Below are 23928 nucleotides of genomic sequence, written 5' to 3'. Positions count from 1 at the left end.
AACCTGTGCGGGACGAGCGGACCTGTCCGGCGGGTGGGGATGGTCACCCGCCGGACGGGGAGCCGTCAGCGGTCGAACGCCGTGATCGCCGGGAGCGCCCTGCCGGACCAGTCGAAGAGCGCCTGGTTGTCCCAGCCGTCACCCGAGTCCGGGTCGTAGGGGTCCCAGCCGTTGCCCGGCACCGCGTACCAGGTGGGTTCCCAGTACACGACCCCGAGCGCCCGCGGCACGGCCTGCACCACGCTGATCACGTCGCGGAAGTGCGCGAGCTGGCCCTCGGAGGTCGCCGGGTAGCCGGGCAGCAGCTTCGAGGAGTCGCTGAACGCGTTCGGCTCGGAGTCCGCGTCGGCCATCGTGAACGGGTAGGCGGTCTCCACCACCATCACGTCCTTGCCGTACCGCGCGGGCACGTCGAACAGCGTGCGCTGCAACGCGCCGAGCGTGCCGTGCCAGTAGCCGTAGTAGGACAGGCCCACCACGTCGAACGGCACCCCGCGGCTCACCGCGTTGTCGAACCACCACCGCACGGTGCCCTGGTCCGCGCCGTTGGCCAGGTGCAGCATGACCTTCGTCGAGGACGACACCGCCCGCACCGCCGCCACGCCGCTCTTGAGCAGCGCGGACAGGTTGGCCCAGTTGTCCGACGACCCGTCCGGCAGCAGCATGCCGGGGTTGATCTCGTTGCCGACCTGGGCGTAGTCGGCCGTGGTGCCCTGCGCCTTCAGGGCGTTCAGCACCTCGTAGGTGTGGTCGTGGACCGCCTTCGTGAGCTGTGCGAACGAGTACCCCGCCCACGCGGCCGGCTTGCGCTGCCGACCCGGGTCGGCCCACGCGTCGGAGTAGTGGAAGTCGATCATCAATTGCATGCCCTGCGCCTTGACCCGCTTGGCCATCGCCAGCACCCGGGCCTTGTCGTCGTACCCGTCGGCGGGGTTCACCCAGACCTTGAGCCGCACCAGGTTCATGCCGTTGGCCCTGAGGATCAGCAACGCGTCCTGTGCCCGCCCGGACGCCGTGCGGTACACGCCGCCGTTGGCCTCGGACTTGGGCAGGGTGGAGGTGTCCCCACCGCGCACCGGCACCGCGGCGCCACCGCCGACGAACTCCAGGTCGTCGACGTTGATCCAGTCGCCGGCCTTGGCGTCGGACACCAGCGCGACCGTGCACCGGCCGCCGGACACCTGTGCGGACACCGCGACCCGCGTCCACAGCCCGTCCGCGCTGACCGGCAGCGCGACCCGCTGCTCCGCGCCACCGCAGTCGCGCAGCGCCAGGTGCGCGGAGTGCTGCCGGCCGGACGAGCGCACCCAGGCGCGGGCGGTGTACCGGCCGTCGGTCAGGCCGGTCAACGTCTGCCGGGTCTCCACCCGGTACGCGGAGGAGGACCAGTGCGTGAGCCGGGTGCTGCCGCTGCGCCCGCCCGCCTCGGCGAACGATGCGCCGCCGGTGCTCGTCCAGCCGGACGCGCCGGACTCGAAGCCGGGGTTGGCGAGCGTGCTCGCGGCGACCGCCTCGGGCGGCGGTGCCACCACCGCGGCGGCGAGCACCGCGGCGGTGAGCAACGTGGGGAATGCGGACATCGGTTCGTCCTCCTCGTCGAGAACGCGGTGGGTGGGTCCGCTCAACCGGTGCGCAGCACGGCCACCGCGCCCGCGGGCACGGTCAGCAGGCCGTCGCAGCGCCCGCCGGTGAGCAGTTCGGTGCCCGACGCCTCGATCCGCGTGTCGACGTCGGTGTGGTTGAGCACGAACAGGTACTCGGCGTCCGGGCCGTGCCGCCGCACGACCTCCACGTCGCGCGGCAGGTCGGCGGGTTCGACGCCCGCGTCCCGGTACGCCCCGCGCAGCACGCCCGCCAGGTCGTCGCCGCGCAACCGGGTCGAGAGGTACCAGGCGCTGCCGCCGCCGAGCCGGTGCCGGGTCACGGCGGGTTTCCCGGCCGCCGGGCCGTCGGCGTACTCCAGCACGGTCTCCGCGCCGTGCGGCCGGACGTCCTCGGCCCACACGTCGCCCGTCGCGCCCCCGGTGAGGGAGACGCGCTCGCCGGCGCGCAGCGGCAGGAACTCCTCGACCTCCAGGCCGAGCACCTCGCGCAGCGCGCCGGGGTGGCCGCCGGGGTGCACGGCGTCGTTGTCGTCGACGATGCCGGAGAAGTACGACACGACGAGCGTGCCGCCGTCGCGCACGTACCGCCCGAACACCGCGGCGGTGCCCGGCGCGGTCAGGTACAGCGAGGGCGCGACGACCAGCCGGTAGCCCGCGAGGTCCTGACCGGGGGCGACGAAGTCGCAGGTCAGGTGGGCGTCCCAGAGCTGCTCGTAGAACGCGGCGACGCGTTCGCGGTAGTCGAGGTCCACCGACGGGCGCCACGCCAGCTCCATCGCCCACCACGACTCCCAGTCCCACACCACGGCCACGTCCGCGCGCACCAGGCTGCCGCGCAGCTCCGCCAGCGACCCGAGGTCGGCGCCCAGCCGCACCACGTCCCGCCACACCCGGCTGCCGGTGCCCGAGTGCGGCAGCATCGCCGAGTGGAACTTCTCCGCGCCGAAGCGCGAGGCCCGCCACTGGAAGAACATCACCGCGTCCGCGCCGCGCGCCACGTGCGCCAGGCTGTTGCGGGCCAGCTCGCCCGGCCGCTTGGCGATGTTGCGGGGCTGCCAGTTGACCGCGCCGGTGGAGTGCTCCATGAGCATCCGCGGCCGTCCGCCGGCCACCGCGCGGGTCAGGTCGGCCGACATGGCCAGGTCGATGTGGTTGCGGTCGGCCTCGGCGGTCAGGTAGTGGTCGTTGGCCACCACGTCGACCTCGCGGCCCCAGCGCCAGTAGTCGACGGACTTGCAGTTGGTGGTCATGAAGTTCGTGGTGACCGGCGCGGACGAGTGCTCGCGCAGCACGTCCCGCTCGGCCCGGTAGCAGGCCAGCAGCTCGTCGGAGCAGAACCGCAGGAAGTCCAGCTCCTGCGCGGGGTTGCCCGCGGTCGCGGTGGCGCGCGGCGGCTCGACCTCGTCCCAGTCGCCGTAGCGCTGGCCCCAGAAGGTGGTGCCCCACGCGGTGTCGACCAGATGAACGGCGAACCGCCGGCGGCGGCGATCCTGCCGACCGAGTTGGTGGTCCGCGACTCCACCTGACCGCGACCCCAGCTGACCACGCCGCTCACCGGCGCAGGGCGGTCTCGCTCGCCATGTGCGACAGCTTCTCGGGGTTGCGCACCGCGTAGAGCCCGGTGACCAGGCCGTCGTCGACGCGCACCGCCACGACGGTGTCGATCCCGCCGTCGAGCAGCAGGACCAGTGCCGGCCAGCCGTTGACCAGCGCCGGCCGCAGCGTCGCGGTGACGGGCAGCTTCCCCAGCCCGCCGGCCAGCACGCGGGCCACCCGGTCCGCGCCCACGACCGGCCGCGGGACGGCCTGCTTGATCCCGCCACCGTCGCCCAGGAGGACGACGTCCGGGGCGAGGACGTCGAGCAGCCCCTGGAGGTCCCCCGTCTCGACCGCCCGCCGGAACGCGTCGAGCGCGCCCCGCGCCTCGTCCCGCGAGGCGGCCCCGCGCGGTCGGCGCGCCGCGACGTGGGCCCGGGCCCGGTGGGCGATCTGGCGGACCGCGGCCGGGCTCTTGTCCACGGCCTCCGCGATCTCGCCGTAGCCGAGGTCGAACACGTCGCGCAGCACGAACACCGCCCGCTCCGTCGGCGCGAGCGTCTCCAGCACCAGCATCATCGCCATCGAGACGCTGTCGGCCAGCTCGACGTCCTCGGCCACGTCCGGCGCGGTGAGCAGCGGCTCGGGCAGCCACGAACCGACGTAGGACTCCCGGCGGCGGCCGACCGCGCGCAACCGGGACAACGCCTGCCGGGTCGTGACCCGCACCAGGTACGCGCGCCGGTCCCGCACCGCGTCGAGGTCCACGCCCGCCCACCGCAGCCACGTCTCCTGGAGGACGTCCTCCGCGTCGGCCGCCGAGCCGAGCACCTCGTAGGCGACGGTGAACAGCAGGCTGCGGTGGGCGACGAACGTGTCGGTGGCGGTCTGCGACGTGCCTGCCACGGGTGGCTCCTCTCGGTCGGACGCCCACCAGACGCCGGCCGACGCGATCCTGTGACACCCCCGGTCCGTGTCCCACGTCACCCGGTGGCGCTGTCACGCGCGGCTGTCCGCCGGCATCTCGTGTCCGTCCAGCGCACCACCACGAAGTGAGGACGACGTCATGGAAGCCCGGTTCGACCTTTTCCGGAACGAGCTCGCCGGCACGTTCGCCAAGCGGTTCGCCAACGCGGCCGCGGTGATCCACCGGTCGACGCTGCCGAGTTCCACGCAGGAGCTGGTGTCGTTGCGCGCCAGCCAGATCAACGGCTGCGGCTGGTGCGTCGACATGCACACCAAGGAGGCCGCCGCGGCGGGCGAGACCCAGGTCAGGCTCCACCTGGTCGCCACCTGGCGCGAGTCCGCCGTGTTCACCGATGCCGAGCGGGCCGCGCTGGCGCTCGCCGAGGAGGGCACCCGGCTCGCCGACGCCCACCAGGGCGTGTCCGACGAGACCTGGGCCCGGGTGCGCGAGCACTACGACGACGACCAGGTCGCCGCGCTGGTCTCCCTGGTCGCGCTGATCAACGCCGCCAACCGGCTCGCGGTGATCGTGCGCCGGCGGGGAGGTTCCTACGAGCCCGGCGCGTTCGCCGCCGCGCTCGCCTGACCGCCCCGGTCCCGGTCCGCGTGGGGGGGGGTGGACCGGGACCGGGGCGGGGCAGGCCGGCCCTCGGACGTCCTGCACGCAGGCCGGGACGTCGATGCCCCGCTCCGAGGCCGGCACGATCCGCGGCACCCGTGCCGCACGCCCTCCAGCGCGGCGCCCCGGGTGCCGGGGCAGGCCCTCGGCCGGCCCGCTAGAGGACCTGGAGCGCGGGGCCGTTGGGCTGGGTGTACCTGACGAGCCGGTGGTCGCTCGCCGCGGTGCCCTGTTCCCAGTTCCCGGAAATGCCCGGCATGGCCATGACCGCCTGGTACAGGTGCGGCTCGACCACCACGTAGTCGATCGGCTCGCCGACCGAGTCCTGGGTCGGGAACGGCGGGTACCACACGCCGACCGTGCTGCCGGCCGACTGCACCATCTCGGTCGGGGAGCAGTTGAAGTCGCCCACGAGCAGCCAACCCTGCGCGTTCGCCTCGCGGCACATCCTGTCGAGGTACGGCACCAGGACGCCCAACTCCCGGGGGGACTTGGTCCTGTTGGCGACGAGGTGCACGCAGCCGAGGAGGACGTCGGCGGGACCGGTCGGCAGGGCCAACCGGACCTTGATGCCCAGGACCGGCCGGTCGCTCATGGCGCCGCCGAGCTCGGTGGCCCAGGACGGCCTGGTCTGCGTGATGATCGTCAGGTGGTTCTTCTGCCGGTTGCCCCACTCGGTGTGGGTGATGTGCAGGGCGGCGGGGTAGTGGGCCGGCTGGTAGGTGTACCGCCGCTGCACGAAGGACTCGTCGGTGTCCCGCGCGGCCCGGTCCTGGCTCCACACGGGTCCCTGCGCGTGCGTCCAGTGCGCCACGTCGGGGTTGCCGACCTCCTGGAGGCAGATGACGTCCCAGGCGAGGCCCGCCACGAGGGGGTCGGCCCAGAGCAGGTCCCAGCGGTGGGTGCGGTTGGCGTTCCAGGTGATGACGCGCACGGCGGTGTTGCCCTTCGGCAGGCGGGTGGGAGCGCGGACGGAGGTCCGCGGTCGGTGAGTGGTGTCGGTCGGCCCGGCGGTGGCCGGGGTGCTTCGCGACATCCGATCAACCGCAGGGTCGTCCGCCGGGCGCCTTCCGTTTCAGCCGGCTGACATCCCGCCTTCGGGGCGCGGCGACGTGCGGCGCCGGCCCTGCGGAATCGGGTCAGGGACGCCCGGCCTCCGCCAGCCACTCGATGAACCGGCCCTTGACGGTGCCGTAGCGCTGCGGGTCGCCGCCGCTCAGCTCCAGCGCCAGGTGCTTGACCGCCGAGTAGGCGGTGGCGACGGCGGGGCGTTCGCGCAGCAGCCGGTGGAAGGCGCGCTCCGGGCTGGCCGACCACGCGTCCGGCGTGACGAGGTGGACGTGCAGGTTCGGCGCGACCGTGCCGGGGCGGTAGCGGCGCAGCATGGTGCGCGACAGCTCGGCGATGGTGATGGCCTGGAACCCCGTCCCGGCCAGCAGGGCTGTCGCGCGGGGGAGGTCGCGCTCCTCCACGCGGACCATCAGGTCCATGATCGGCTTCGACCAGATCCCCGGGACGAGCCTGCTGCCGATGGGCTCGATCGCGTGGTCCAGGTCGCCCAGCGCCGCCCCGACGGTCGACCGGTCGCGGTGGTACTGGGCGACCGCCTCGACGTCGTGGAACACCAGCTCGACGGTGTAGTCGTAACGGCCGCGCACCGAGGTCACCACACCCATGGTAGGCAGATCGGCCGCTCGTCAACCGCACTCGTGCGGACGATGGATTGGTTGACATCGACTAGCCAAGACTGGATAGTCATAACTGACTAGGGGGACACGTGGCGGGCAAGCGCAAGGTCGGCAACCTGCTGGGACTCGCGGTGCTGAGCTACCTCGTCAGGCGGCCGGCGCACGCCTACGAGCTGAGCCGGATGCTGCGCGAGCACGGGGACGCGCGCAGCATCAAGTTCAACCACGGCTCGCTCTACATGGTGGTCGGGCAGCTCGCGAAGGCCGGGTTCATCGCCGAGCACGGGACCTCGCGCGAGGGCTCCCGGCCGGAGCGCACCACGTACGCGCTGACCGACGCCGGCCGCGCCGAGCTGCGCGACTGGATGCGCGAGCTGGTCGCCGAACCGAAGCACGAGTACCCGCACTTCGTGGCCGCGCTGTCGCTGATCGCCGCGCTGCCACCGGACGAGGTGCTCGCGCTGCTCGCGGACCGGCTGGCCCGGCTGGCCGAGCAGCGCGCCGCGATCGCCGCGCTCGTCGAGGGCGGCGACGTGCACCCGCTCTTCCTGGTCGAAGAGGAGTACCGGCTGGCCCTGCTCGACGCCGAGGCTGCGTTCGTCCGGGGCTTCGTCGACCGCATCCAGGACCCGGAGCACGGTTGGGGACCGCTCTGGGCGAAGTTCCACCAGGAGGGGACATGACGGCATTGGTGATCGGCGGCGGCATCGGGGGGCCGGTGGCCGCGGTGGCGTTGCGGCGGGCGGGGATCGAGGCCACCGTCTTCGAGGCCCACGCGCGGCCCGCGGGCGGCGCGGGCGGTGCGCTGAGCATCGCGCCCAACGGGATGCGGGCGCTGGGCGCGGTCGGGCTGGAGGAGGCCGTGCGCGCCGTGACCACGCCCATCACCTCGATGCGGATGCGCAGCTGGACCGGCAAGGTGCTGGCCGAGTTCGGCACGGAGCCGCCGATGTCGATGGTGTGGCGCGACGACCTCCAGCGCGTGCTGCGCGAGGAGGCCGCCGGGCAGGGCGTGCGGGTCGTGCCCGGCAAGCGGCTGACGCACGTCACCGAGGCGCCGGACCACGTCGTCGCGCACTTCGCCGACGGCACGTCCGCCGCGGGCGGGCTGCTGGTCGGCGCGGACGGCATCCGCTCCACCGTGCGCCGCCTGATCGACCCGGCCGCGCCGGGACCCCGGTACGCGGGCCTGCTCGGCTTCGGCGCGCGGGTGGCCGACACCGGCCTTCCGGCCACCGGCGGCGTCATGCACATGGTGTTCGGCAAGCGCGCGTTCTTCGGCTACCAGGTGCTCGACGACGGCTCCGGCGGGTGGTTCGCGAACCTGCCGAGCCGCACCCCGCTGTCCACCACCGAGGCGAGGAGGACGCCCGTCGAGGAGTGGGTGGCGACGCTGCGGGCCGCCTTCGCCGACGACCGCGTGCCCGCCGTGGCCCTGATCGACCGCACCGACCCGGCCGACGTCCTCGTCACCGGGGCGCTGGAGGACATCCCGTCCGTGCCGACGTGGAGCCGGGGGCGCATGGTGCTCGTCGGCGACGCCGCGCACGCCACGTCGCCCAGTTCCGGCCAGGGCGCCTCCCTGGCGGTCGAGAGCGCGGTGGAACTGGCCCGCTGCCTGCGCGACCTCCCGCACGAACGGGCGTTCGCCGCCTACGAGCACCTGCGCCGCGACCGCGTGGAGCGCATCATCGCGATGGCCGCCCGCACCAACCGGGACAAGGCGGCGGGCCCCGTGGGCCGGGTGCTGCGCGACCTGCTGATGCCGTGGGCGGTGAAGTTCGCCAAGCCGGAGCGCTACACGTGGCAGTTCGACCACCGCATCGAGTGGGACGAGCCGTCGGCGGCCGTCCGGCCGTAGGACCTCCGCGGAGGGGGACCGCGAGGTCGTCCGGGTCCCGGTCGCCCGGGACCGGGGGCCGGGGTTGTCCCGGCGTCCCGCCGCCGTGAGCATGTCCCGCATGGGAACCCCGCGCCGGACGTCGCTCGCCGTGGCCGCGCTGCTGTTCTGCGGCCTGTCCACCGTCCCGGCCGCCGCCGCTGTCGCCGCCACGCCGTTCGTCGTGCTCCAGGTGAACCTGTGCAACAGCGGTGTCGCCGGGTGCTACCAGGGCGGTCGGGCGGTGGACGAGGCGGTGACCGTGATCGGCCGCCGACTGCCGGACGTGGTCTCGGTGAACGAGGTGTGCCGGTCGGACATGGCCCGGTCGACCGCCGCCGTCGGCGCCGGGGCCGGGTTCCGGTTCGCGCCCGCGCGCAACCGGTCCACCGGCTCGGACTACCAGTGCACGGCGGGGCGCGGGGCGTACGGCAGCGGGATCGTGGTGAAGGAGGGCATCGCCGCCGGCGGGAACGGGATCTACTCGGCGCAGGACGGCGGCACGGAGATGCGCGCGTGGGGCTGCGCGCTCAGTGCCGTGCGCGCCTTCACCGCCTGCACCACCCACCTGAGCACGACGGCGTCCACCGCGCTGGCGCAGTGCCGGGAACTGCTGCCCGCCAAGCCCCTGTCGTTCGACCCCACCGGCTCGGCGACCACCCGGCACGTCGTCGCGGGCGACCTGAACCTCGGGTACAGCCCCGGCTCGTCCACCAACGCGCAGAACTGCGTGCCCGCCGGGTGGTTCCGCAAGGGGGACGGCGGCGTGCAGCACGTCACCGCGCGCACGCTCGCGTTCGTCTCGACGGCGACCCACCCCATGTACCGCACCGACCACCCGGCGTTCGTCGTCGCCTACGCGTTCTGAGGAGCGGGCCGCTCACCGCTACGGGGGTTCGGCCGGTCCGGCGGCGAGAGTCCGACCCCCGGGTCGCGACCCGGGGGTCGGACTCTCGGGTGGTGGGGCCGCTCGGCGCAGCACGCTGGACCGGTCGGCCGCAGGGTGTCGCGGGTGACTAGGGTGGTGGGCCTGTCCCGGCGACGAGGAACGGCACGCATGACGCTCCCTCCCCACCCGTCCGCACCGGTCCGCGTGGTCCTGGTCGAGGACCACAGGTTGGTGGCCGAGGCGCTCGGCCTGGCCTGGGCTGATGCCGTGGACGTCGAGGTCGTGGCCACCGCCGGGTCCATCGCCGCCGCCGTGGCCGACGTGCGGCGGCTGCTCCCCGACGTGGTGCTGCTGGACCGGCGCCTGCCCGACGGGGACGGGCTGGAGGCCGTCGGGCTGTTCGGCGAGGCCGGCGCTCGGGTGCTCGTGCTGACCGGGGAGGTCACCGTGTCGGTCGCGGCTCGCGCGGCGGAGTGCGGCGCGGCCGGGCTCGTGTCGAAGTCCGCGCGCCTGGACGAGCTGACCGACGCCGTGCTGCGGGTGGCGGCGGGCGAGGTCGTGTTCGACGGCGCGGTGCTGGCCGGCGTGCTGGGCAAGCTCACCGGGCGCGTGCCGGGCGGCCGGGGCGCGCTCACCGCGCGGGAGCGCGAGGCGCTGGTGCTGCTCGCGCAGGGCGCCGGCACCGAGGAGATCGGCGAGCGGATGGGCATCGCCCGCAACACCGTGCGCAACCACGTGCAGCGGGTGCTGGAGAAGCTGGGCGCCCGGTCGAAGCTGGAGGCGGTGGCCATCGCCCGGCGTGACGGGCTGCTCGACTGATGCACGTGCACCAGTCGGACCGGTGTGGGTGCGTCTGGGCAACCGACGGCGCATCCGCCACCCTGTGCGACGTGGACCTCTCCCTGTCAGCGCGGCCGGCCGAGTTCGCCGTGCCCCGCGGGCCGGGCGCGGCCTCGGGGGCCCGCGACTTCGTCCGCGGCACGCTCCTCCGCCGGGGCTTTCGCGGTGACCACGAGGACGTCGTGCTGCTCGCCTCCGAACTCGTCGCCAACGTCCTGCGGCACACCGCCTCCGAACCGGTCGTCCGGCTGGTCGGCGACGCGCGCTCCGTGCGCGTCGAGGTGTTCGACGCCAGCCCGCTGCTGCCGTGCACCCGCGTGTCGGGGCCGTCCGGTGGCTGGGGCCTGGTCGTCGTGGCCCGGCTCGCCAGGCGCTGGGGCGTCGACCCGCGGCCCGATGGCAAGGTCGTGTGGTTCGAGCTCGACGCCGAGGTGGGCGCGGAGGATGACCCGGCGGCCTGACCGCCCGCCCACGACCGGCAGGGGTCTCGTGGTGCACAGTGGCGCCATGCCCGTCGACCCCGTGAGCGGTATCCAGACACCCGCCGAGGACGCCTACCGGCTGCTCGTCCAGAGCGTCGTGGACTACGCCATCTTCATGCTGGACCCGGGTGGCCGTGTGATCAGCTGGAACGCGGGTGCGGAGCGGATCAAGGGGTACTCGGCGGAGGACGTGCTGGGGCGTCACTTCTCGGCGTTCTACCCGCCGGAGGACTTGGCGGCGCGCAAGCCGTGGCGTGAGTTGGAGGTGGCGGCGGAGGTCGGCCGGTTCGAGGACGAGGGGTGGCGGCTGCGGGCGGACGGGTCGCGCTTCTGGGCGAACGTCGTCATCACCGCGCTGTTCGACGAGACCGGTGAGCTGCGCGGGTACGCCAAGGTCACCCGGGACATGACCGAGCGCAGGCGCACCGAGCAGAAGCTGACCGAGCAGCGCAGGCTGGTCAGCCACCTCGTGGAGGCGCAGGAGCTGGAGCGCCGCCGCATCGCGTGGGACGTGCACGACGACTCCATCCAGGCCATGGTCGCGGTCGGCATGCGGTTGCAGCTGCTCGCCGGCCGGGTGCCCGAGGAGCAGGCCGAGGTCGTGCGCCGGCTCGACGAGGTGGTCCGCACGTCCATCGACCGCCTGCGCTACCTGGTGTTCCGACTGCGCCCGCCGGAGCTGGACCAGCACGGGCTGGCCGATGCCCTGGACCACTACCTCGCCGACGTCACCGCGCAGTGGGGCGTGACCTACCGGCTGCGGCACGACCTGGACCACGAGCCGCCCGCCGACGTGGCCATCACGATCTTCCGCATCTGCCAGGAAGCGCTGAACAACGTCCACAAGCACGCCCGCGCCACGGCCGTCGAGGTCTCGCTGACCAGCGTGGACCGGGGCACCCTCGTCGAGGTCGCGGACGACGGCGTCGGGATCGGCGCGCCGACCGACCGGACGCCGTTCGAGCACTTCGGCACCATCGAGATGCGCGAGCGCGCGGAGACCGCCGGCGGCTGGTGGACCCTGGGCGAAAACCCGACCGGGGGCGCCGCCGTGCGGTTCTGGGTGCCCTCGCCCGACGTCCAGGAGGAGCCGTGACGGGGTACCCGACGATCGCCGTGGTGATCTCGGACGACGACCCGCTGATCCGCGACGCGCTGCGCGAGGTGCTCGACGCCGAGCCCGACCTGCGGGTCGTCGCGGTCGCCCGGGACGCGGACGAGGCCATCGAGATGACCGCGCGGCACGCCCCGGCCGTCGTGGTGCTCGACGTGCGGATGCCCGGCGGCGGAGGCGGCCGGGCGGTGCGGGAGATCAGGCTCCGCTCGCCGCGCGTCGGCATCCTCGCGCTCTCGGCGTACGCCGACTCGGCGGCCGTGGGGGAGATCAAGCGGGCCGGGGTGTCGGAGTACCTGGTCAAGGGGGTGCCCAACAGCGACATCGTGGCCGCCGTGCGCCGCCTTGGTCACTCGATCGAGTGACGACTTGCGGCCACGCCCGTTCGGGGGCTCATCCGACGGGCGCGACGCGCCGATGTTGGTATAACTGCCTCGTACGACCGCACCGCACCCTCGGGAGCCGCCGTGGTTGAACCGATCGAGCACCCGTCCCCCGCCTTGGACGTCGACGTGGTCCGGGTCGACGGCGTCGTCATCGTCACTGTCGCGGGTGAACTCGACCTGGACACCGCGCCGCGCCTGCGCGACGTGCTGCTCGGCCCGCCGCCACCCGTGCTCGTGCTGGACCTGACCGCCGTGCGGTTCTTCGGCTCGTCCGGTCTGTCGCTGCTGCTGGAGGCCAACCGGCACGTGCGGCGCGCGGGCGGGGAGCTGGTGCTCGTGGCCGCCGGGCGGGTGGTGCTCAGGCCGCTGGAGATCACCGGCGTGGTCCGGGTGCTGACCCTCTTCCCGACCCTCGCCGAAGCCCTGACCTGGAAGTCCGCCGCGCGCGTCGGCCAACCCGCCTGAACCTGCTTCGCGATCACCCCGGTGGGGTACAGGGGCGGGCATGGCGACCTCGTTGCGGCGGGCGGTGGGCACACCGCTGCTCTACTTCTTCATCCTCGGCGACATCCTGGGCGCGGGCGTCTACGTGCTCGTCGGCGAGGTCGCCGAGCAGTCCGGCGGCGCGGTGTGGCTGCCGCTGCTGACCGCGCTCGTGCTGGCCGCGCTCACGGCCGGGTCGTACGCCGAGCTGGCCACCCGGTACCCGCGCGCGGGTGGTTCCGCGCACTACGCGACCACGGCGTTCGGCCCCGCGGCGGGCTCGCTGGTCGGGTTCTGCATGCTCGCGGCCGGTGTCGTGTCGGTGGGCGCGCTGGCGCTGGCGTTCGCGGGCGACTACCTGCGCGCGCTGGTGTCGTTGCCGACGCTCCTCGTGGTGGTCGTGTTCCTGGCCGTCCTGGCGCTGCTCAACATCCGCGGCGTGAAGGAGTCGCTGGGCGCGAACGCGGTGGCCACGGTCGTCGAGGTCGGCGGGCTGCTGCTGGTCATCGGCCTGGGCGCGTGGGTGGTGCTGCGCGGTGACGCCGACCTGGGCCGACTCGCCGAGGTGGGTACGGGCGGGCACGGCGTCCTGGGCGCGACCCTCGCGGGCACCGTGCTGGCCTACTACTCGTTCGTGGGGTTCGAGACGTCGGTGAACCTGGCCGAGGAGGTCGAGCGCCCGCGCCGCTCCTACCCGAGGGCGCTGTTCGGCGCGCTGCTCACGGCGGGCGTGGTCTACCTGTTGATCGGGGTGGTGACCAGCGCGTCCGTGCCGACCGACGAGCTGGCCGGGTCCAGCGGGCCGCTGCTGGAGGTGGTGCGCCTCGCCGGCGGCGTGCCGGACTGGCTGTTCGGCGTCGTCGCGCTGGTGGCCGTGGCCAACGGAGCCCTGCTCACCGGCATCATGTCGTCGCGGCTGGCCTACGGCATGGCCCGCGACGGCCTGCTGCCCTCGCCGCTGGCCCGCGTGCTGCCCGGCCGCCGCACGCCGTGGGTGGCGGTCCTGGCGACCTCCGCGCTGTCGCTCGTGCTGGCGCTGACCGGCGAGGTCGCCGCCCTGGCCGAGACGCTGGTGCTCCTGCTGCTGGTCGTGTTCACCGCCGTCAACGCCGCCGTGCTGGTGCTGCGCCGCCGCGAGGGCGGAGAGGCCGACCACTTCCGGGTGCCCACCGTCCTGCCGTGGCTGGGCCTGGCCTCGTGCCTGCTGCTGTTCACGCGGATCGACGGCGCGGTGTGGCTGCGCGGCCTGGTCCTGCTGGGGCTGGGCGCGCTGCTCGCGGCGGTCAACGCCGTGCGCGCCCGGCGCGGCGGCCGGGACCGGGACGCGGCCGGAGCCGGGGACGCCGAAGTGCCGGAGCCTTCGGGCCGGAGCTGATCCGCGGATACCGCCGCGCCGGCGGCTCTGGTGGAATCGGACGCGGCGCAGCACCGAGGCAGCAGGGGGACCCATGACCGCGTTCGCCAACTTCGTGGACGGCAAGCAGTGCCCGGCGGCCGACGGGCGGGAGCTGGACGTCGTCGACCCGACCACCGGCGAGGTCTACGCGACGTCCCCGCTGTCCGGGCAGGCCGACGTGGACGCCGCAGTGGGAGCCGCGGCGCGGGCCTTCGAGTCGTGGCGCTGGACCACGCCCGCCGAGCGGCAGCGCGCCCTGCTCCGGATCGCCGACGCGCTGGACGCGCGGACCGACGAGCTGGTCGACGCCGAGTGCCGCGACACCGGGAAGCCGCGCGCGCTGACCGCCGCCGAGGAGATCCCGCCGTGCACCGACCACATCCGCTTCTTCGCCGGCGCGGCCCGCGTCCTGGAGGGGCGGTCGGCGGGTGAGTACCTGCCCGGCCTCACCTCGTTCGTGCGGCGCGAGCCGGTCGGCGTGTGCGCGCAGGTCACGCCGTGGAACTACCCGCTGATGATGGCCGTGTGGAAGGTCGCCCCGGCGTTGGCGGCGGGGAACACCGTGGTGCTCAAGCCCTCCGACACCACGCCCGCCACCACCGCGCTGCTGGCCGGGATCTGCGCCGAGTTCCTGCCGGACGGCGTCCTGAACGTGGTGTGCGGCGACCGCGACACCGGCCGCGCGCTGGTCTCCCACCCCCGGCCCGACATGGTGTCCATCACCGGGTCCGTCCGCGCGGGCATGGAGGTCGCCGCCGCCGCCGCGGCCGACCTCAAGCGCACCCACCTCGAACTCGGCGGCAAGGCGCCCGTCGTCGTGTTCGCCGACGCCGACGTCGCCGCCGCGGCGCGGGGCATCGCCGCGGCGGGCTACTTCAACGCGGGCCAGGACTGCACGGCCGCGAGCCGCGTCCTGGTCGCCGCCGAGGTGCACGACGAGTTCGTCGCCGCCCTCACCGAAGAGGCGCGGGCCACCCGCACCGGCGGCCCGGACGAGCCCGACGTGGCCTACGGCCCGTTGAACAACGCCGACCAGCTCGCCAGGGTGGCGGGTTTCGTCGACCGGCTGCCCGACCACGCCACCGTGCACCACGGCGGCGCCCGCGTCGGCGATCGGGGTTACTTCTACGCGCCCACCGTCGTCTCCGGCCTGCGCCGGCACGACGAGGTCAGCCGGACCGAGATCTTCGGCCCGGTGATCACCGTGCAGCCGTTCGCCGACGAGGCCGAGGCCCTGCGGTTCGCCAACGACGTGGAGTACGGGCTGGCGTCGTCGGTGTGGACCCGCGACCACGGCCGGGCCATGCGGATGTCCGCCAGGCTCGACTTCGGCTGCGTGTGGGTCAACACGCACATCCCGTTCGCCGCCGAGATGCCCCACGGCGGTTTCAAGCACTCCGGGTACGGCAAGGACCTCTCGGTGTACGGCTTCGAGGACTACACCCGGATCAAGCACGTGATGAGCGCGTTCGACGCCTGACGGCGGAACCGGCGGGCATCCGGCGTTCTCGCGGGGGGATCGGCCTCCCGGACGGGGAAACGCCGGAGATAACCCGGAGGTCGGTGCGAGTTCTTGCGATTCCGCCCACGTGGTAGAAGGATCTTCCACGTGGACGTGATCGACCGGAAGATCCTTGCCGAACTCCAGGAGGACGGCCGGCTGACCGTCACCGACCTCGCCTCGCGGGTCGGGCTGAGCGTGTCCCCCTGCCACCGCAGGCTGCGCGAGCTGGAGCGCAGCGGGGCGATCCGGGGCTACCGGGCGGTCGTGGACCCCGAGTCGGTCGGGCTGACCTTCGAGGCGCTGGTGTTCGTCACCATGCGCCAGGAGGACCGCGACACGCTGCTGCGCTTCGAGGAGGCCGTCGCGGGGATACCGCAGGTCGTCCAGGCGCAGCGGCTGTTCGGCGACCCCGACTACCTGCTGCGCGTGCTCACCGCGGACCTCGCCGCCTACCAGCGCCTGGAGGACGACCACCTGTCCGCGCTGCCGGGCATCCAGCGCCTCACGTCCACCCTCGTCATGAAGCAGGTCGTGGAGAGCCGCCCGGTGCCCGGCGGCTCCCCGCGGTGACCGCGCTCAGGCGAGCAGCGCGAGCGCCGTCGCGTGCAGCTCGGGGTCTCCCGCCGCGACGACCCGGGTGCCCGACGCCAGGGTCAGCTCGGCGCCGGACCACTCCGTCACGACGCCGCCCGCCCCGCTGATCACGGCCGCCGGCGCGAACACGTCGTACACCTTGAGCCCGCTGTCGACGGCGAGGTCCGTGCGACCGCTCGCCAGCGCGCCGAAGGCGAACGAGCTGCCCCCGTACAGCGTGTACCGGGCGCGCTCGCGGACCCGCGTCAGCGCCGCGTGGTCCGCGGGTCCGAAGAAGTCGGGGTTCGAGCAGGTCAGCAGGGCGGAGGCGAGGTCGGCGCAGCGGCGGACGGCCACCTTCGCCCCGTTGCGCTCGGCGAACGTCCCGCTGACGCCCACCCACCGGTCGTCGGTCGCCGGGTAGTCCAGCACCCCGATCCACGGCCTGCCGTGCCTGCCCACGCCGATCAGCGTGCCGTACACCGGGATGCCCGCGATGAACGGCGCGGTGCCGTCCAGCGGGTCGAGCACCCAGACGACCTCCGCGTCGGCGTTCGACGAGCCGTACTCCTCGCCCACGATCCCGTGGTCCGGGTAGGCCGCGCCGATCAGCTCGCGCAGCCTCGCCTCGATGGCGCGGTCCGTGGCGGTGACGAAGCTGTTGTCCGCCTTGACGTCGACGGAGGTCGGCTCCGCCGCCGCGCGGGCGAGCAGGAGCCTGGCCTCGTCGGCGAGGTGCTCGGCGAAGCGGGTCAGCTCGGAGGTGAGCGCGTCGGTCATGTGTGCCCAATGCTCGTGGTGGTGGTGAACTCGTGCAGCGTCTCGGCGAACGCCCAGTCGACCCAGGGCAGCAGCGCCGCCACGTCCTCGGTGTCGACGGTGGGGCCGCCCCAGATCCGGATGCCGGGCGGCGCCTCGCGGTGCGCGGCCAGGTCGTGGCCGGCGCCGTTCTCCTCGATCCGCTCCCGCACGCGCGCCGCGAACGCCGCCGTGCGCTCCGCGGGGAGCCCGTCCAGGAAGGGGTCGGTGAACCTCAGGCAGATGCTCGTCGACGAGGTGGTGCGGCGGTCCTCGGCGAGGAACTCCACGTGCGGGCTCGCCTCGACCCACCGCGCGACGACGTCGAGGGTGCGGCGCGAGCGGGCGACCAGCTCGGGCAGCCCGCCGACCTCGGCGCACCAGTCCAGCGCGTCGAGCGCGTCCTCCACGGCGAGCATGGACGGGGTGTTGATGGTGAACCCGTCGAACAGCCCGTCGAGCACGCGGCCGTCCTTGGCCAGCCGGAACACCTTGGGCAGCGGTCGGTCGGGCCGGAACACCGCCAGGCGCTCGACCGCGGCGGGCGACAGGGCGATCATCCCGTGCGCGCCCTCGCCGCCCAGCGCCTTCTGCCAGGACCAGGTGATCACGTCCAGCTTGGCCGCGTCGACGTCCATCCCGAACACGGCGGACGTGGCGTCGCAGATCGTCAGACCGCGCCGGTCGTCGGGTATCCAGTCGCCGTCGGGCACGCACACGCCCGACGTGGTGCCGTTCCAGGTGAAGACGACGTCGTGGTCGAAGTCCACCCGGGACAGGTCGGGCAGCGCCCCGTACCGGTCCGCCCGGTGCGCGGTCACGTCGGGCAGCCGCAGCTGGTCCACGACGTCCGCGAGCCAGGTGAAGCCGAAGTTCTCCCAGCAGCACACCTCGACCCCGGTGTGCCCCAGCAGGTTCCACATCGCCATCTCGATGGCGCCGGTGTCCGAACCGGGCACGATCGCCACCTCGTAGTCCGGCGGCAGGCCGAGCACCCGCTTCGACTTCTCGATCACCTCGGCGAGCCTGGCCCGGCCCTCCGGGATGCGGAACGAGCGGCCGACGAAGGCGCCCTTCAGGGCGTCGAGGTCCCACCCGGGCCGCTTGGCGCAGGGGCCCGCCGAGAACCACGGGCGCGCGGGCTTGAGCTCCGGTCTGTCCATGCGAGGTCTTCCCCCCGAAGTCGTGTCCACGGTCGCGCGGGGTGCGCCACCGGCGGCGGCGCACCCCGCGCCGCCTACCGCGCGAGGCTCACGAAGTGCCGGCGCGGCCCCTCGAACGAGAAGCGCCCGTGCTGGAACACCTGGTTGTCCAGCACCAGCACGTCGCCCCGGCGCATCCGCACCGCCCGCGAGGTGGTCCACAGCGCGCCGCGCAGGGAGGAGATCAGGTCCTCGTCGATCGGGGAACCGTCCCCGTAGGTGGTCGTCGCCGGGTACGCCTCGTCGGGCAGGTCGGGCGGGAAACCGGGGTGGGAGCGCCAGTACGAGCAGTGCAGCTCGGTCACCTGGTTGAACCACAGCTCCTCGCCCGTGTCCGGGTGGGTGGTGAACGCGCCGCGCGCGTAGTGGTACCGCAGCCCCTCGTCCTCGTCCCACGCGAACTCGTAGCCCGACGCGACCATGTGCTCCTCGACGGCCGCCCGGTCCTCGGTGCGGAAGGTGTCCACCCAGCCCATCTCGCCGTTGCCGGACTCCTTAGCCAGGTTGCGGTGGTACCGCACGCCCCTCTCCCGGAACGCGTCCTTCACGTCGTCGGGCAGCACCGCGGCCGTCTCGCGGATGTCGTTGACCGGCACCTCGCCGCCCCGGGTGGCCTCGCTCTCGCAGAAGAAGAAGATCTTCCGCGGGTAGGTGGGCAGGTAGGCCATCTCGTTGTGCGGGGACAGCGTGATCCGGCGGTCCTCCTGGCTCGCGTTGAGCGCCGCGCCCGAGTCCTGCTTGCGGACGGCGATGCCGCCCTCGTACCCGGCGCGGTCGTAGCCCAGGCCGCCGATGAGCCCCTCGAAACCCGCCTTGTCGATCAGCGGCAGGCCGCGCAGCAGCACGCCGCCGGCCTGCGGCAGCGTCTCGTCGACGACCTCCCGCACCGCCGCGGCCAGCACGTCGGGCGGGCAGCCGGTCGCGTCGGCGGCGAGCGTCGGCAGCGCCGCGCCCACGTCGGGCACGGTGTCGGGGAAGTTCGCGTGCGACGAGCCGGCCAGGAACTCGCGACCGCGCACGGGGACGGTGAAGGGCGGGCCGGGTTCGACGAGGCGGAAGGCCGGCGCGCCGCTACCTGCTCTGGTGTCCACTGCTGTACCTCCAACTGGTCATTCCGCGGCGGGCCCGGGGTGGCCCCGCAGGACGCAGATCTCGTGGAACACCGGCAGCGCCGGGTCGGCGTCCAGCCGCTCCTTGGCCTCGGTGGCCGACAGGGGCACCCGGCCGTCGGGATCGGCGTAGAACTCGCAGGTGAAGTCCGACTCGCAGCCGGTGCCGCGCAGGGCGGCCTCCAGGGCGACGAAGAACGAGATGTCGGTGCGCTCGTTCTGCGGCACGATCCGCGAGACCAGCTCCTCCGGCCGGTACCCGTTGGCGCGGAACAGCCGGAGGATCGGGTCCCGGCCGATCCGGCACCCGAAGGTCAGCACGACCCGGGCGGCGGGGGAGCAGGACCTGACCCGCCGCAGCAACGCCTCGATCAGGCCGAGGCCCACCGCGTTGAACGGGTAGTCGTTGAACGCCGTCCACGGGTAGTAGTGCGCGATGTGGTCGTCCGCGCGCCCGCCCACCGGCGTCGCCGTCTCCAACTGGGCGCCGTGGAAGTCCAGGTACATCGCGTCATCCGGGTCGGGCACCTGCGGCAGGCAGCCCACGACGACGTCGGCGAGGGCCACCCCCGCCCTGGCGTCGGGCGTGTCGATGAGGTTGACCGAGCCCTCGATGGGGCGGAACCGCTCCAGCAGGTCGGGCGCGATCTCGCCGATCAGCCGCTGCGCGAGCAGCGGTAACCGGGGGTCCAGGTCGCTGCCCAGCACCATGGACGCACCGCACTGGCGCAGCATGAAGGCGATGTTCGTCCCGGTGCCCACGCCGACCTCGTACACGTGGCGGCCGGCGAGGTCGGCGCGCCGGAGGGCTTCCTGGAACGTCGTCGTCCACGGGTCGGTCGGGTTGAAGGCGAAGCTGGGCACGATGTCGCCTGCGATGCCGGGAGTGTGCGTCCACGCTGACAGCATGCTTTCTGACCGCATTGGTAGACCCCCAAGGAGAGCGCGGACGGCTGGTGGGAAGCGTCGGTGGATTCAGTCGATCAGCAGTACTTCGCGGGCTTCCCCGCGCAGGCAGTGGTCCGAGCGCATCGACGCCGCGTAGCCGCCGGCGTTGATGAGCGCCACGTGGTCGCCCTCCCGCAGCTCGGGCATCCGGTGGTCGGACGCCCACCGGTCGAGCGCCTCGTTCACGTTGCCCACCACGGTGTAGGTCGCGGTGGCCCCGTCCGGTCGCGGCGCGACCGCGACGGGTTCGCAGGGCAGCCCGTAGAAGGCCGGTTCCACGGCGAGGTTGAAGCCCGCGTCGAGCCCGGCGAACAGCACGTCGCGGCGCCGCTCCACGTAGGTGACCGTGGTGAGCAGCAGGCCCGCGTCCTTCACCAGGTAGTCACCCGGTTCGACGGCGACGACCAGACCGCGCCCGGCGAACCGGCGGGCCACCGCGCCCGCCCACCGGTCGAGGTCGAGCGCCCGGTCCGCCGCGGTGTGCGGCACGCCGAGCCCGCCGCCCAGGTTGATCTCCCGCAGGTCGGGGAAGTGCCCGGTGAACGCGTCGGCGGCGTCGAGCGCGTCCTCCAGCTGCGACAGCTCCGCGTCCAGGAAGCCGCAGCCGACGTGGAAGTGCAGCCGGACGACGTCCAGGTCCCACCGCTCGGCGATCGCCCGCACCTCGTCGAGGTGCTCGCGGTAGATCCCGAACTTGGTGGTGGGCGCGCCGCTGTAGTTCAGCCGCTCGTCGCCGTGGTAGCCGACGCCCACACCGGGGTTGATGCGCAGGCCGACCTCGCGCCCCGGGCACGCCCGGCCGAACGCGTCCAGGGAGGACAGCGAGTCGAAGTTGACGCGCAGCCCCCGGAAGCGGGTGAGCAGCTCGATCTCCCGGCGGGACAGCGACGTGCCGGTGAACGAGATCGAGTCGGGAGCGAACCCGGCGCCGAGCACGTGCAGCAGCTCGCCCGCCGAGCACACGTCGACGCCGACCAGCCCGGTGGTGCGCAGGTAGGTCAGCAGGCCCGGCGACCGGTTGGCCTTGATGGCGTAGTAGACGCGGTGGTCCAGGTCCGCGGCGGCCATCGCGCCGGCCAGGCGCTCGACGTTCTCGCGCACCCGGTCCGCCCGGACGACGTAGGCGGGCGTGCCGACCTGCTCGGCCAGCTCCCCGACGTCGGTTCCGCCCAGGTGCAGGCGACCGTCCCGGTAGCGCAGGTCGCGTCGCTGCCACCACGGGCGGGTCGGCTCCGGGCCGGGCGCGTCGGCGTACTGGAGCCGACCGGCGGCCTCGCCGAGCGCGAGCGACACGCGGTCGCGCCCGCAGTCCTCGCCCAGCACCACCCGCACGGGCGCGTGGGCGTCGCGGGTGGCGGAGATGGCCTGCTTGATCCGCAGCACCGCCAGGGCCGGGGGCAGCCCTCGGCAGTCCAGGGTCGATGAGGATGCTTCCATGGCACCACTTCCAGGTCTTCCGGTCTTCGTCGGTGTCGTCCGGTCCCGCGGTCGCGCCGGTTACCGGACCGCGCCGGTCCGCAGGTCGTGCTCCGCGCGGGCGAGCGAGTCGGCCATGATGTCGACGATCCGGTCGACCTCGCCCCGCGTGATGATCAGCGGCGGCGACATGATGCAGAGGTTCTCGTAGGGCCGCACGAGCAGGCCCGCCTCCTCGCAGTACGCGTCCACGCGGCGTGCCAGCGCCTGGTTGCGGGCGGTGGGGCCGTCCTCGCCGGGCACGTGGCACTCCACGCACGCCATCAGGTGGTCGCCCCGGACCGCGGCGACGATCGACGAGGAGCGCAGCTCCCGCAGCCGCCGGATGAAGTACGGGCCGACGTCGAGCACGTGGCCGCACACGTCGTCGCGCCGCATCACCTCGATGTTGGCGACGGCCGTGGCACAGGCCACCGGGTGCCCGGAGTAGGTGAACCCGTTGGAGAAGACGGGCTTGTCCCGGTCGGCGTTCGCGGCCAGCGACTCGGCGACGCGGTCGGACACGATCACCGCGCCGAGCGGCTGGTAGCCCGAGGTGAGGCCCTTGGCCGTGACGATCATGTCCGGCACGACGCCGAACTTCGCCTCGGAGGCGAAGAAGTGCCCGAGCCGGCCGAAGCCGGTGACCACCTCGTCGGAGACGTAGAGGATGTCGTTGCGGCGGCACAGCTCCAGCGTCGCCTCGTGGTAGCCGGGCGGTGGCACGAGCACGCCGCCCGACGCGAGGATCGGCTCGGCGACGAAGCACGCGATGTTCTCCGCCCCGATCCCGGCGATGGCCCGCTCCATCCCGGCGACCAGCCCGTCGAGGCGCTCCGCCGCGGACACCGGTGAGGTGTCCGGGTCGTAGCCGGGGCTCTCCAGGTGGTGGACCCAGTCGCTCTCGTACTGGAACAGCGTGCGGTCCGCGGACTTGCCGGACAGCGACGCCGTCAGGTACGTGCCGCCGTGGTAGGCGTTCACCCGGGACAGCACGTGCCGCTTGGCCGCCTGGCCGCGCGAGGCGAAGTAGTAGTGCGCGATCCGGACCGCCGACTCCACCGCCGTCGAGCCGCCGGTGGTGAACTGCACCCGGTTGAGGTCGCCGGGGGTGAGGTCGGCCAGCATCGCGGCCAGTCGCGCGGCGGGTTCGCTGGAGACGTCCCCGAACGGCGTGAAGTACGCCATCTTCCGCGCCTGGGCCGCCATCGCCTCGACCAGCTCCGGGTGCCCGTAGCCCACGGTGACGCACCACATGCCGCCGATCGCGTCGAGGTAGGTCCTGCCCGCGCTGTCGGCCACCTCGATGCCGTGCGCCTCGGCGATGATCAGCGACTCCTGGGTGCCCAGGGTGGACAGGTCGGCCCACGGGTGCAGGACGTGGCGGGCGTCCCGCGCCACCAGCGAGTCGTGGTCCGGCAGGCCGTGCCCGATGTGCTTGACGTCTGGTAACAAGGTCCTGGCCTTCCTTCAGGAGGAGCGGAGCATCGCCCGCAGCTCGTCGTGCGCCTTGGTCACGTCGCTCGCCCGGTAGGCCGCCCGGTACTCGTCCAGGCTCGGGTAGCCGGCCGCGGCCTCCTCGTCCAGCGCCTCGACGAAGCCGCCGTCCCTGATGTCGGCGAGGATCTCCCGGCCCTTGGCCTTGAGGTCGTCGCCGACCAGCTTGCCCAGGTAGCGCTGGACGCCGAACCGGCACGTCGGCGACCCCTGCTGCTCGATCACCTCGTACAGGCCCGCCGACATCGCCTCGACCAGCATCTCGGCCATCTCGCCCGAGGCGTGCATGTCCAGCAGCGACGGCACGCGCTCGCACCCGGACTCGACCAGCACCTCGTAGGCGATCCGGACGGCGTCGATGAGCAGCGGGGTGAGGAACTGCTCCTGGAACAGGTCCAGCTCCGTCTCGGTGGCCAGGGACACCGGCATCACGCCGTAGCGGGTGAAGCCGACGGCCTTGGCGACCGACAGGGTCCGCGCCAGCGCCGACCCCGTCACGTCCTGGACGACGTCGAGGAACGCGAGCACCCCCGAGCCGTCCAGGTAGTGCTGCCGGATGGGCTTGCCGAACATCTTCGGGGCCAGCAGCGCCGCGTCGACGCCCGCCGGCAGGGTGATCCGCCCGAACCGGATCGAGAAGCCGTGCGCGATGACGAACAGGTCGCCGTCGCGCAGGTTCGGCGCGATGTCCTCCGCGAACACCTCCGGGTGCGCGTCGTCCGGGATCAGCAGCAGCACGATCGACGCGGCGGCGGCGGCCTCGGCGATCGGGCGCGTGTCGAACCCGTCCGCGACCGCGGCCTCCCGGTACTCGTCCTCCCGGTTGCCGACGACGACCCGCACCCCGCTGTCGCGGAGGTTCGCGGCGAACGCCTTGCCCTGGATGCCGTAGCCGACGACGGCGACGACCTCCTCCTCGACGTGGTGCAGACTCGCGTCCCGCTCGAAGTACATGCCCGC

At 73.5% G+C, this 23928-nt stretch carries 24 protein-coding genes; 12 read left to right on the top strand and 12 right to left on the bottom strand.

The features are described from left to right. Positions 1 to 65: 65 nt before the first annotated feature. The 3 genes from CKY47_RS07075 to CKY47_RS07065 all read right to left on the bottom strand — a co-directional run bounded on the left by CKY47_RS07075 (position 66) and on the right by CKY47_RS07065 (position 4046). The gene (locus CKY47_RS07075; protein WP_306744846.1) at positions 66 to 1580 is read right to left on the bottom strand and encodes a glycoside hydrolase family 53 protein; all 1515 of its coding nucleotides are present in this window, start codon (positions 1578 to 1580) and stop codon (positions 66 to 68) included. A 41-nt stretch (positions 1581 to 1621) separates the two neighbouring features. After that, positions 1622 to 3064, bottom strand: coding sequence for a beta-galactosidase (locus CKY47_RS07070; RefSeq protein WP_306745003.1), 1443 nt, complete (start codon positions 3062 to 3064; stop codon positions 1622 to 1624). 91 nt (positions 3065 to 3155) lie between these two features. Continuing rightward, positions 3156 to 4046, bottom strand: a complete 891-nt coding sequence (locus CKY47_RS07065) for an RNA polymerase sigma-70 factor (RefSeq protein ID WP_306744845.1) — start codon at positions 4044 to 4046, stop codon at positions 3156 to 3158. A gap of 160 nt (positions 4047 to 4206) precedes the next feature. Between CKY47_RS07065 and CKY47_RS07060 the strand changes: the two genes are divergently transcribed. Beyond that, positions 4207 to 4692, top strand: a complete 486-nt coding sequence (locus tag CKY47_RS07060) for a carboxymuconolactone decarboxylase family protein (RefSeq protein ID WP_306744844.1) — start codon at positions 4207 to 4209, stop codon at positions 4690 to 4692. A 190-nt stretch (positions 4693 to 4882) separates the two neighbouring features. On the opposite strand, the gene CKY47_RS07055 is transcribed toward CKY47_RS07060, so the two are convergent. Further along, positions 4883 to 5761 carry an endonuclease/exonuclease/phosphatase family protein gene (locus tag CKY47_RS07055; RefSeq protein ID WP_306744843.1) on the bottom strand — a complete coding sequence of 293 codons (879 nt, stop codon included), beginning with the start codon at positions 5759 to 5761 and terminating at the stop codon, positions 4883 to 4885. A 103-nt stretch (positions 5762 to 5864) separates the two neighbouring features. After that, positions 5865 to 6392 carry a GrpB family protein gene (locus CKY47_RS07050; protein WP_306744842.1) on the bottom strand — a complete coding sequence of 176 codons (528 nt, stop codon included), beginning with the start codon at positions 6390 to 6392 and terminating at the stop codon, positions 5865 to 5867. Positions 6393 to 6502: 110 nt separating this feature from the next. On the opposite strand from CKY47_RS07050, the gene CKY47_RS07045 reads away from it, so the two are divergent. From CKY47_RS07045 to CKY47_RS06995, 11 genes are all read left to right on the top strand, one after another. Continuing rightward, positions 6503 to 7096, top strand: coding sequence for a PadR family transcriptional regulator (locus CKY47_RS07045; RefSeq protein ID WP_306744841.1), 594 nt, complete (start codon positions 6503 to 6505; stop codon positions 7094 to 7096). After that, positions 7093 to 8274 (top strand): FAD-dependent oxidoreductase, encoded by a 1182-nt coding sequence (locus CKY47_RS07040; RefSeq protein WP_306744840.1) that lies wholly within the window; start codon positions 7093 to 7095, stop codon positions 8272 to 8274. Before CKY47_RS07045 ends, CKY47_RS07040 begins: the two co-directional genes overlap by 4 nt. Positions 8275 to 8374: 100 nt before the next feature. Continuing rightward, positions 8375 to 9160: an endonuclease/exonuclease/phosphatase family protein gene (locus CKY47_RS07035; RefSeq protein WP_306744839.1), complete on the top strand. Its 786-nt coding sequence runs from the start codon at positions 8375 to 8377 to the stop codon at positions 9158 to 9160. 189 nt (positions 9161 to 9349) lie between these two features. Next, positions 9350 to 10000, top strand: coding sequence for a response regulator transcription factor (locus CKY47_RS07030; protein ID WP_306744838.1), 651 nt, complete (start codon positions 9350 to 9352; stop codon positions 9998 to 10000). Between the two features lie 71 nt (positions 10001 to 10071). Beyond that, positions 10072 to 10482 (top strand): ATP-binding protein, encoded by a 411-nt coding sequence (locus CKY47_RS07025; protein WP_306744837.1) that lies wholly within the window; start codon positions 10072 to 10074, stop codon positions 10480 to 10482. Between the two features lie 46 nt (positions 10483 to 10528). Then, complete coding sequence (locus CKY47_RS07020; protein ID WP_306744836.1) at positions 10529 to 11599, top strand: PAS domain-containing sensor histidine kinase; 1071 nt, start codon at positions 10529 to 10531, stop codon at positions 11597 to 11599. Then, complete coding sequence (locus CKY47_RS07015; RefSeq protein ID WP_306744835.1) at positions 11596 to 11982, top strand: response regulator; 387 nt, start codon at positions 11596 to 11598, stop codon at positions 11980 to 11982. Before CKY47_RS07020 ends, CKY47_RS07015 begins: the two co-directional genes overlap by 4 nt. Before the next feature lie 102 nt (positions 11983 to 12084). Continuing rightward, the gene (locus CKY47_RS07010; protein ID WP_306744834.1) at positions 12085 to 12468 is read left to right on the top strand and encodes an STAS domain-containing protein; all 384 of its coding nucleotides are present in this window, start codon (positions 12085 to 12087) and stop codon (positions 12466 to 12468) included. A gap of 40 nt (positions 12469 to 12508) precedes the next feature. Then, positions 12509 to 13861: an APC family permease gene (locus CKY47_RS07005; RefSeq protein ID WP_306744833.1), complete on the top strand. Its 1353-nt coding sequence runs from the start codon at positions 12509 to 12511 to the stop codon at positions 13859 to 13861. A gap of 73 nt (positions 13862 to 13934) precedes the next feature. Beyond that, positions 13935 to 15362 carry a gamma-aminobutyraldehyde dehydrogenase gene (locus CKY47_RS07000; protein WP_306744832.1) on the top strand — a complete coding sequence of 476 codons (1428 nt, stop codon included), beginning with the start codon at positions 13935 to 13937 and terminating at the stop codon, positions 15360 to 15362. Positions 15363 to 15491: 129 nt separating this feature from the next. Next, entirely contained in the window at positions 15492 to 15956 is a 465-nt protein-coding gene (locus CKY47_RS06995) for an Lrp/AsnC family transcriptional regulator (RefSeq protein WP_306744831.1), read from the top strand. A gap of 6 nt (positions 15957 to 15962) precedes the next feature. On the opposite strand, the gene CKY47_RS06990 is transcribed toward CKY47_RS06995, so the two are convergent. The 7 genes from CKY47_RS06990 to CKY47_RS06960 form a co-directional block, all read right to left on the bottom strand. After that, the gene (locus CKY47_RS06990) at positions 15963 to 16739 is read right to left on the bottom strand and encodes an inositol monophosphatase family protein (protein WP_306744830.1); all 777 of its coding nucleotides are present in this window, start codon (positions 16737 to 16739) and stop codon (positions 15963 to 15965) included. Next, complete coding sequence (locus tag CKY47_RS06985) at positions 16736 to 17920, bottom strand: phosphoserine transaminase (RefSeq protein WP_306744829.1); 1185 nt, start codon at positions 17918 to 17920, stop codon at positions 16736 to 16738. Before CKY47_RS06985 ends, CKY47_RS06990 begins: the two co-directional genes overlap by 4 nt. 74 nt (positions 17921 to 17994) lie before the next feature. Further along, complete coding sequence (locus CKY47_RS06980) at positions 17995 to 19050, bottom strand: TauD/TfdA family dioxygenase (RefSeq protein ID WP_306744828.1); 1056 nt, start codon at positions 19048 to 19050, stop codon at positions 17995 to 17997. 18 nt (positions 19051 to 19068) lie between these two features. Next, positions 19069 to 19977, bottom strand: coding sequence for a class I SAM-dependent methyltransferase (locus CKY47_RS06975; protein ID WP_306744827.1), 909 nt, complete (start codon positions 19975 to 19977; stop codon positions 19069 to 19071). A 66-nt stretch (positions 19978 to 20043) separates the two neighbouring features. After that, positions 20044 to 21453, bottom strand: a complete 1410-nt coding sequence (locus CKY47_RS06970; RefSeq protein ID WP_306744826.1) for a diaminopimelate decarboxylase — start codon at positions 21451 to 21453, stop codon at positions 20044 to 20046. A 60-nt stretch (positions 21454 to 21513) separates the two neighbouring features. Continuing rightward, entirely contained in the window at positions 21514 to 22926 is a 1413-nt protein-coding gene (locus CKY47_RS06965) for an aminotransferase (RefSeq protein WP_306744825.1), read from the bottom strand. Positions 22927 to 22941: 15 nt separating this feature from the next. Next, the gene (locus CKY47_RS06960) at positions 22942 to 23922 is read right to left on the bottom strand and encodes an NAD(P)-binding domain-containing protein (RefSeq protein WP_306744824.1); all 981 of its coding nucleotides are present in this window, start codon (positions 23920 to 23922) and stop codon (positions 22942 to 22944) included. Between the last annotated feature and the right edge of the window lie 6 nt (positions 23923 to 23928).

Origin of the sequence: Saccharothrix longispora (assembly GCF_030852425.1) — a bacterium.
Taxonomy (GTDB): domain Bacteria; phylum Actinomycetota; class Actinomycetes; order Mycobacteriales; family Pseudonocardiaceae; genus Actinosynnema; species Actinosynnema longispora.
The sequence above is the reverse complement of the archived record's forward strand: the minus strand, read 5'-3'. Positions and strand labels throughout refer to the sequence as shown.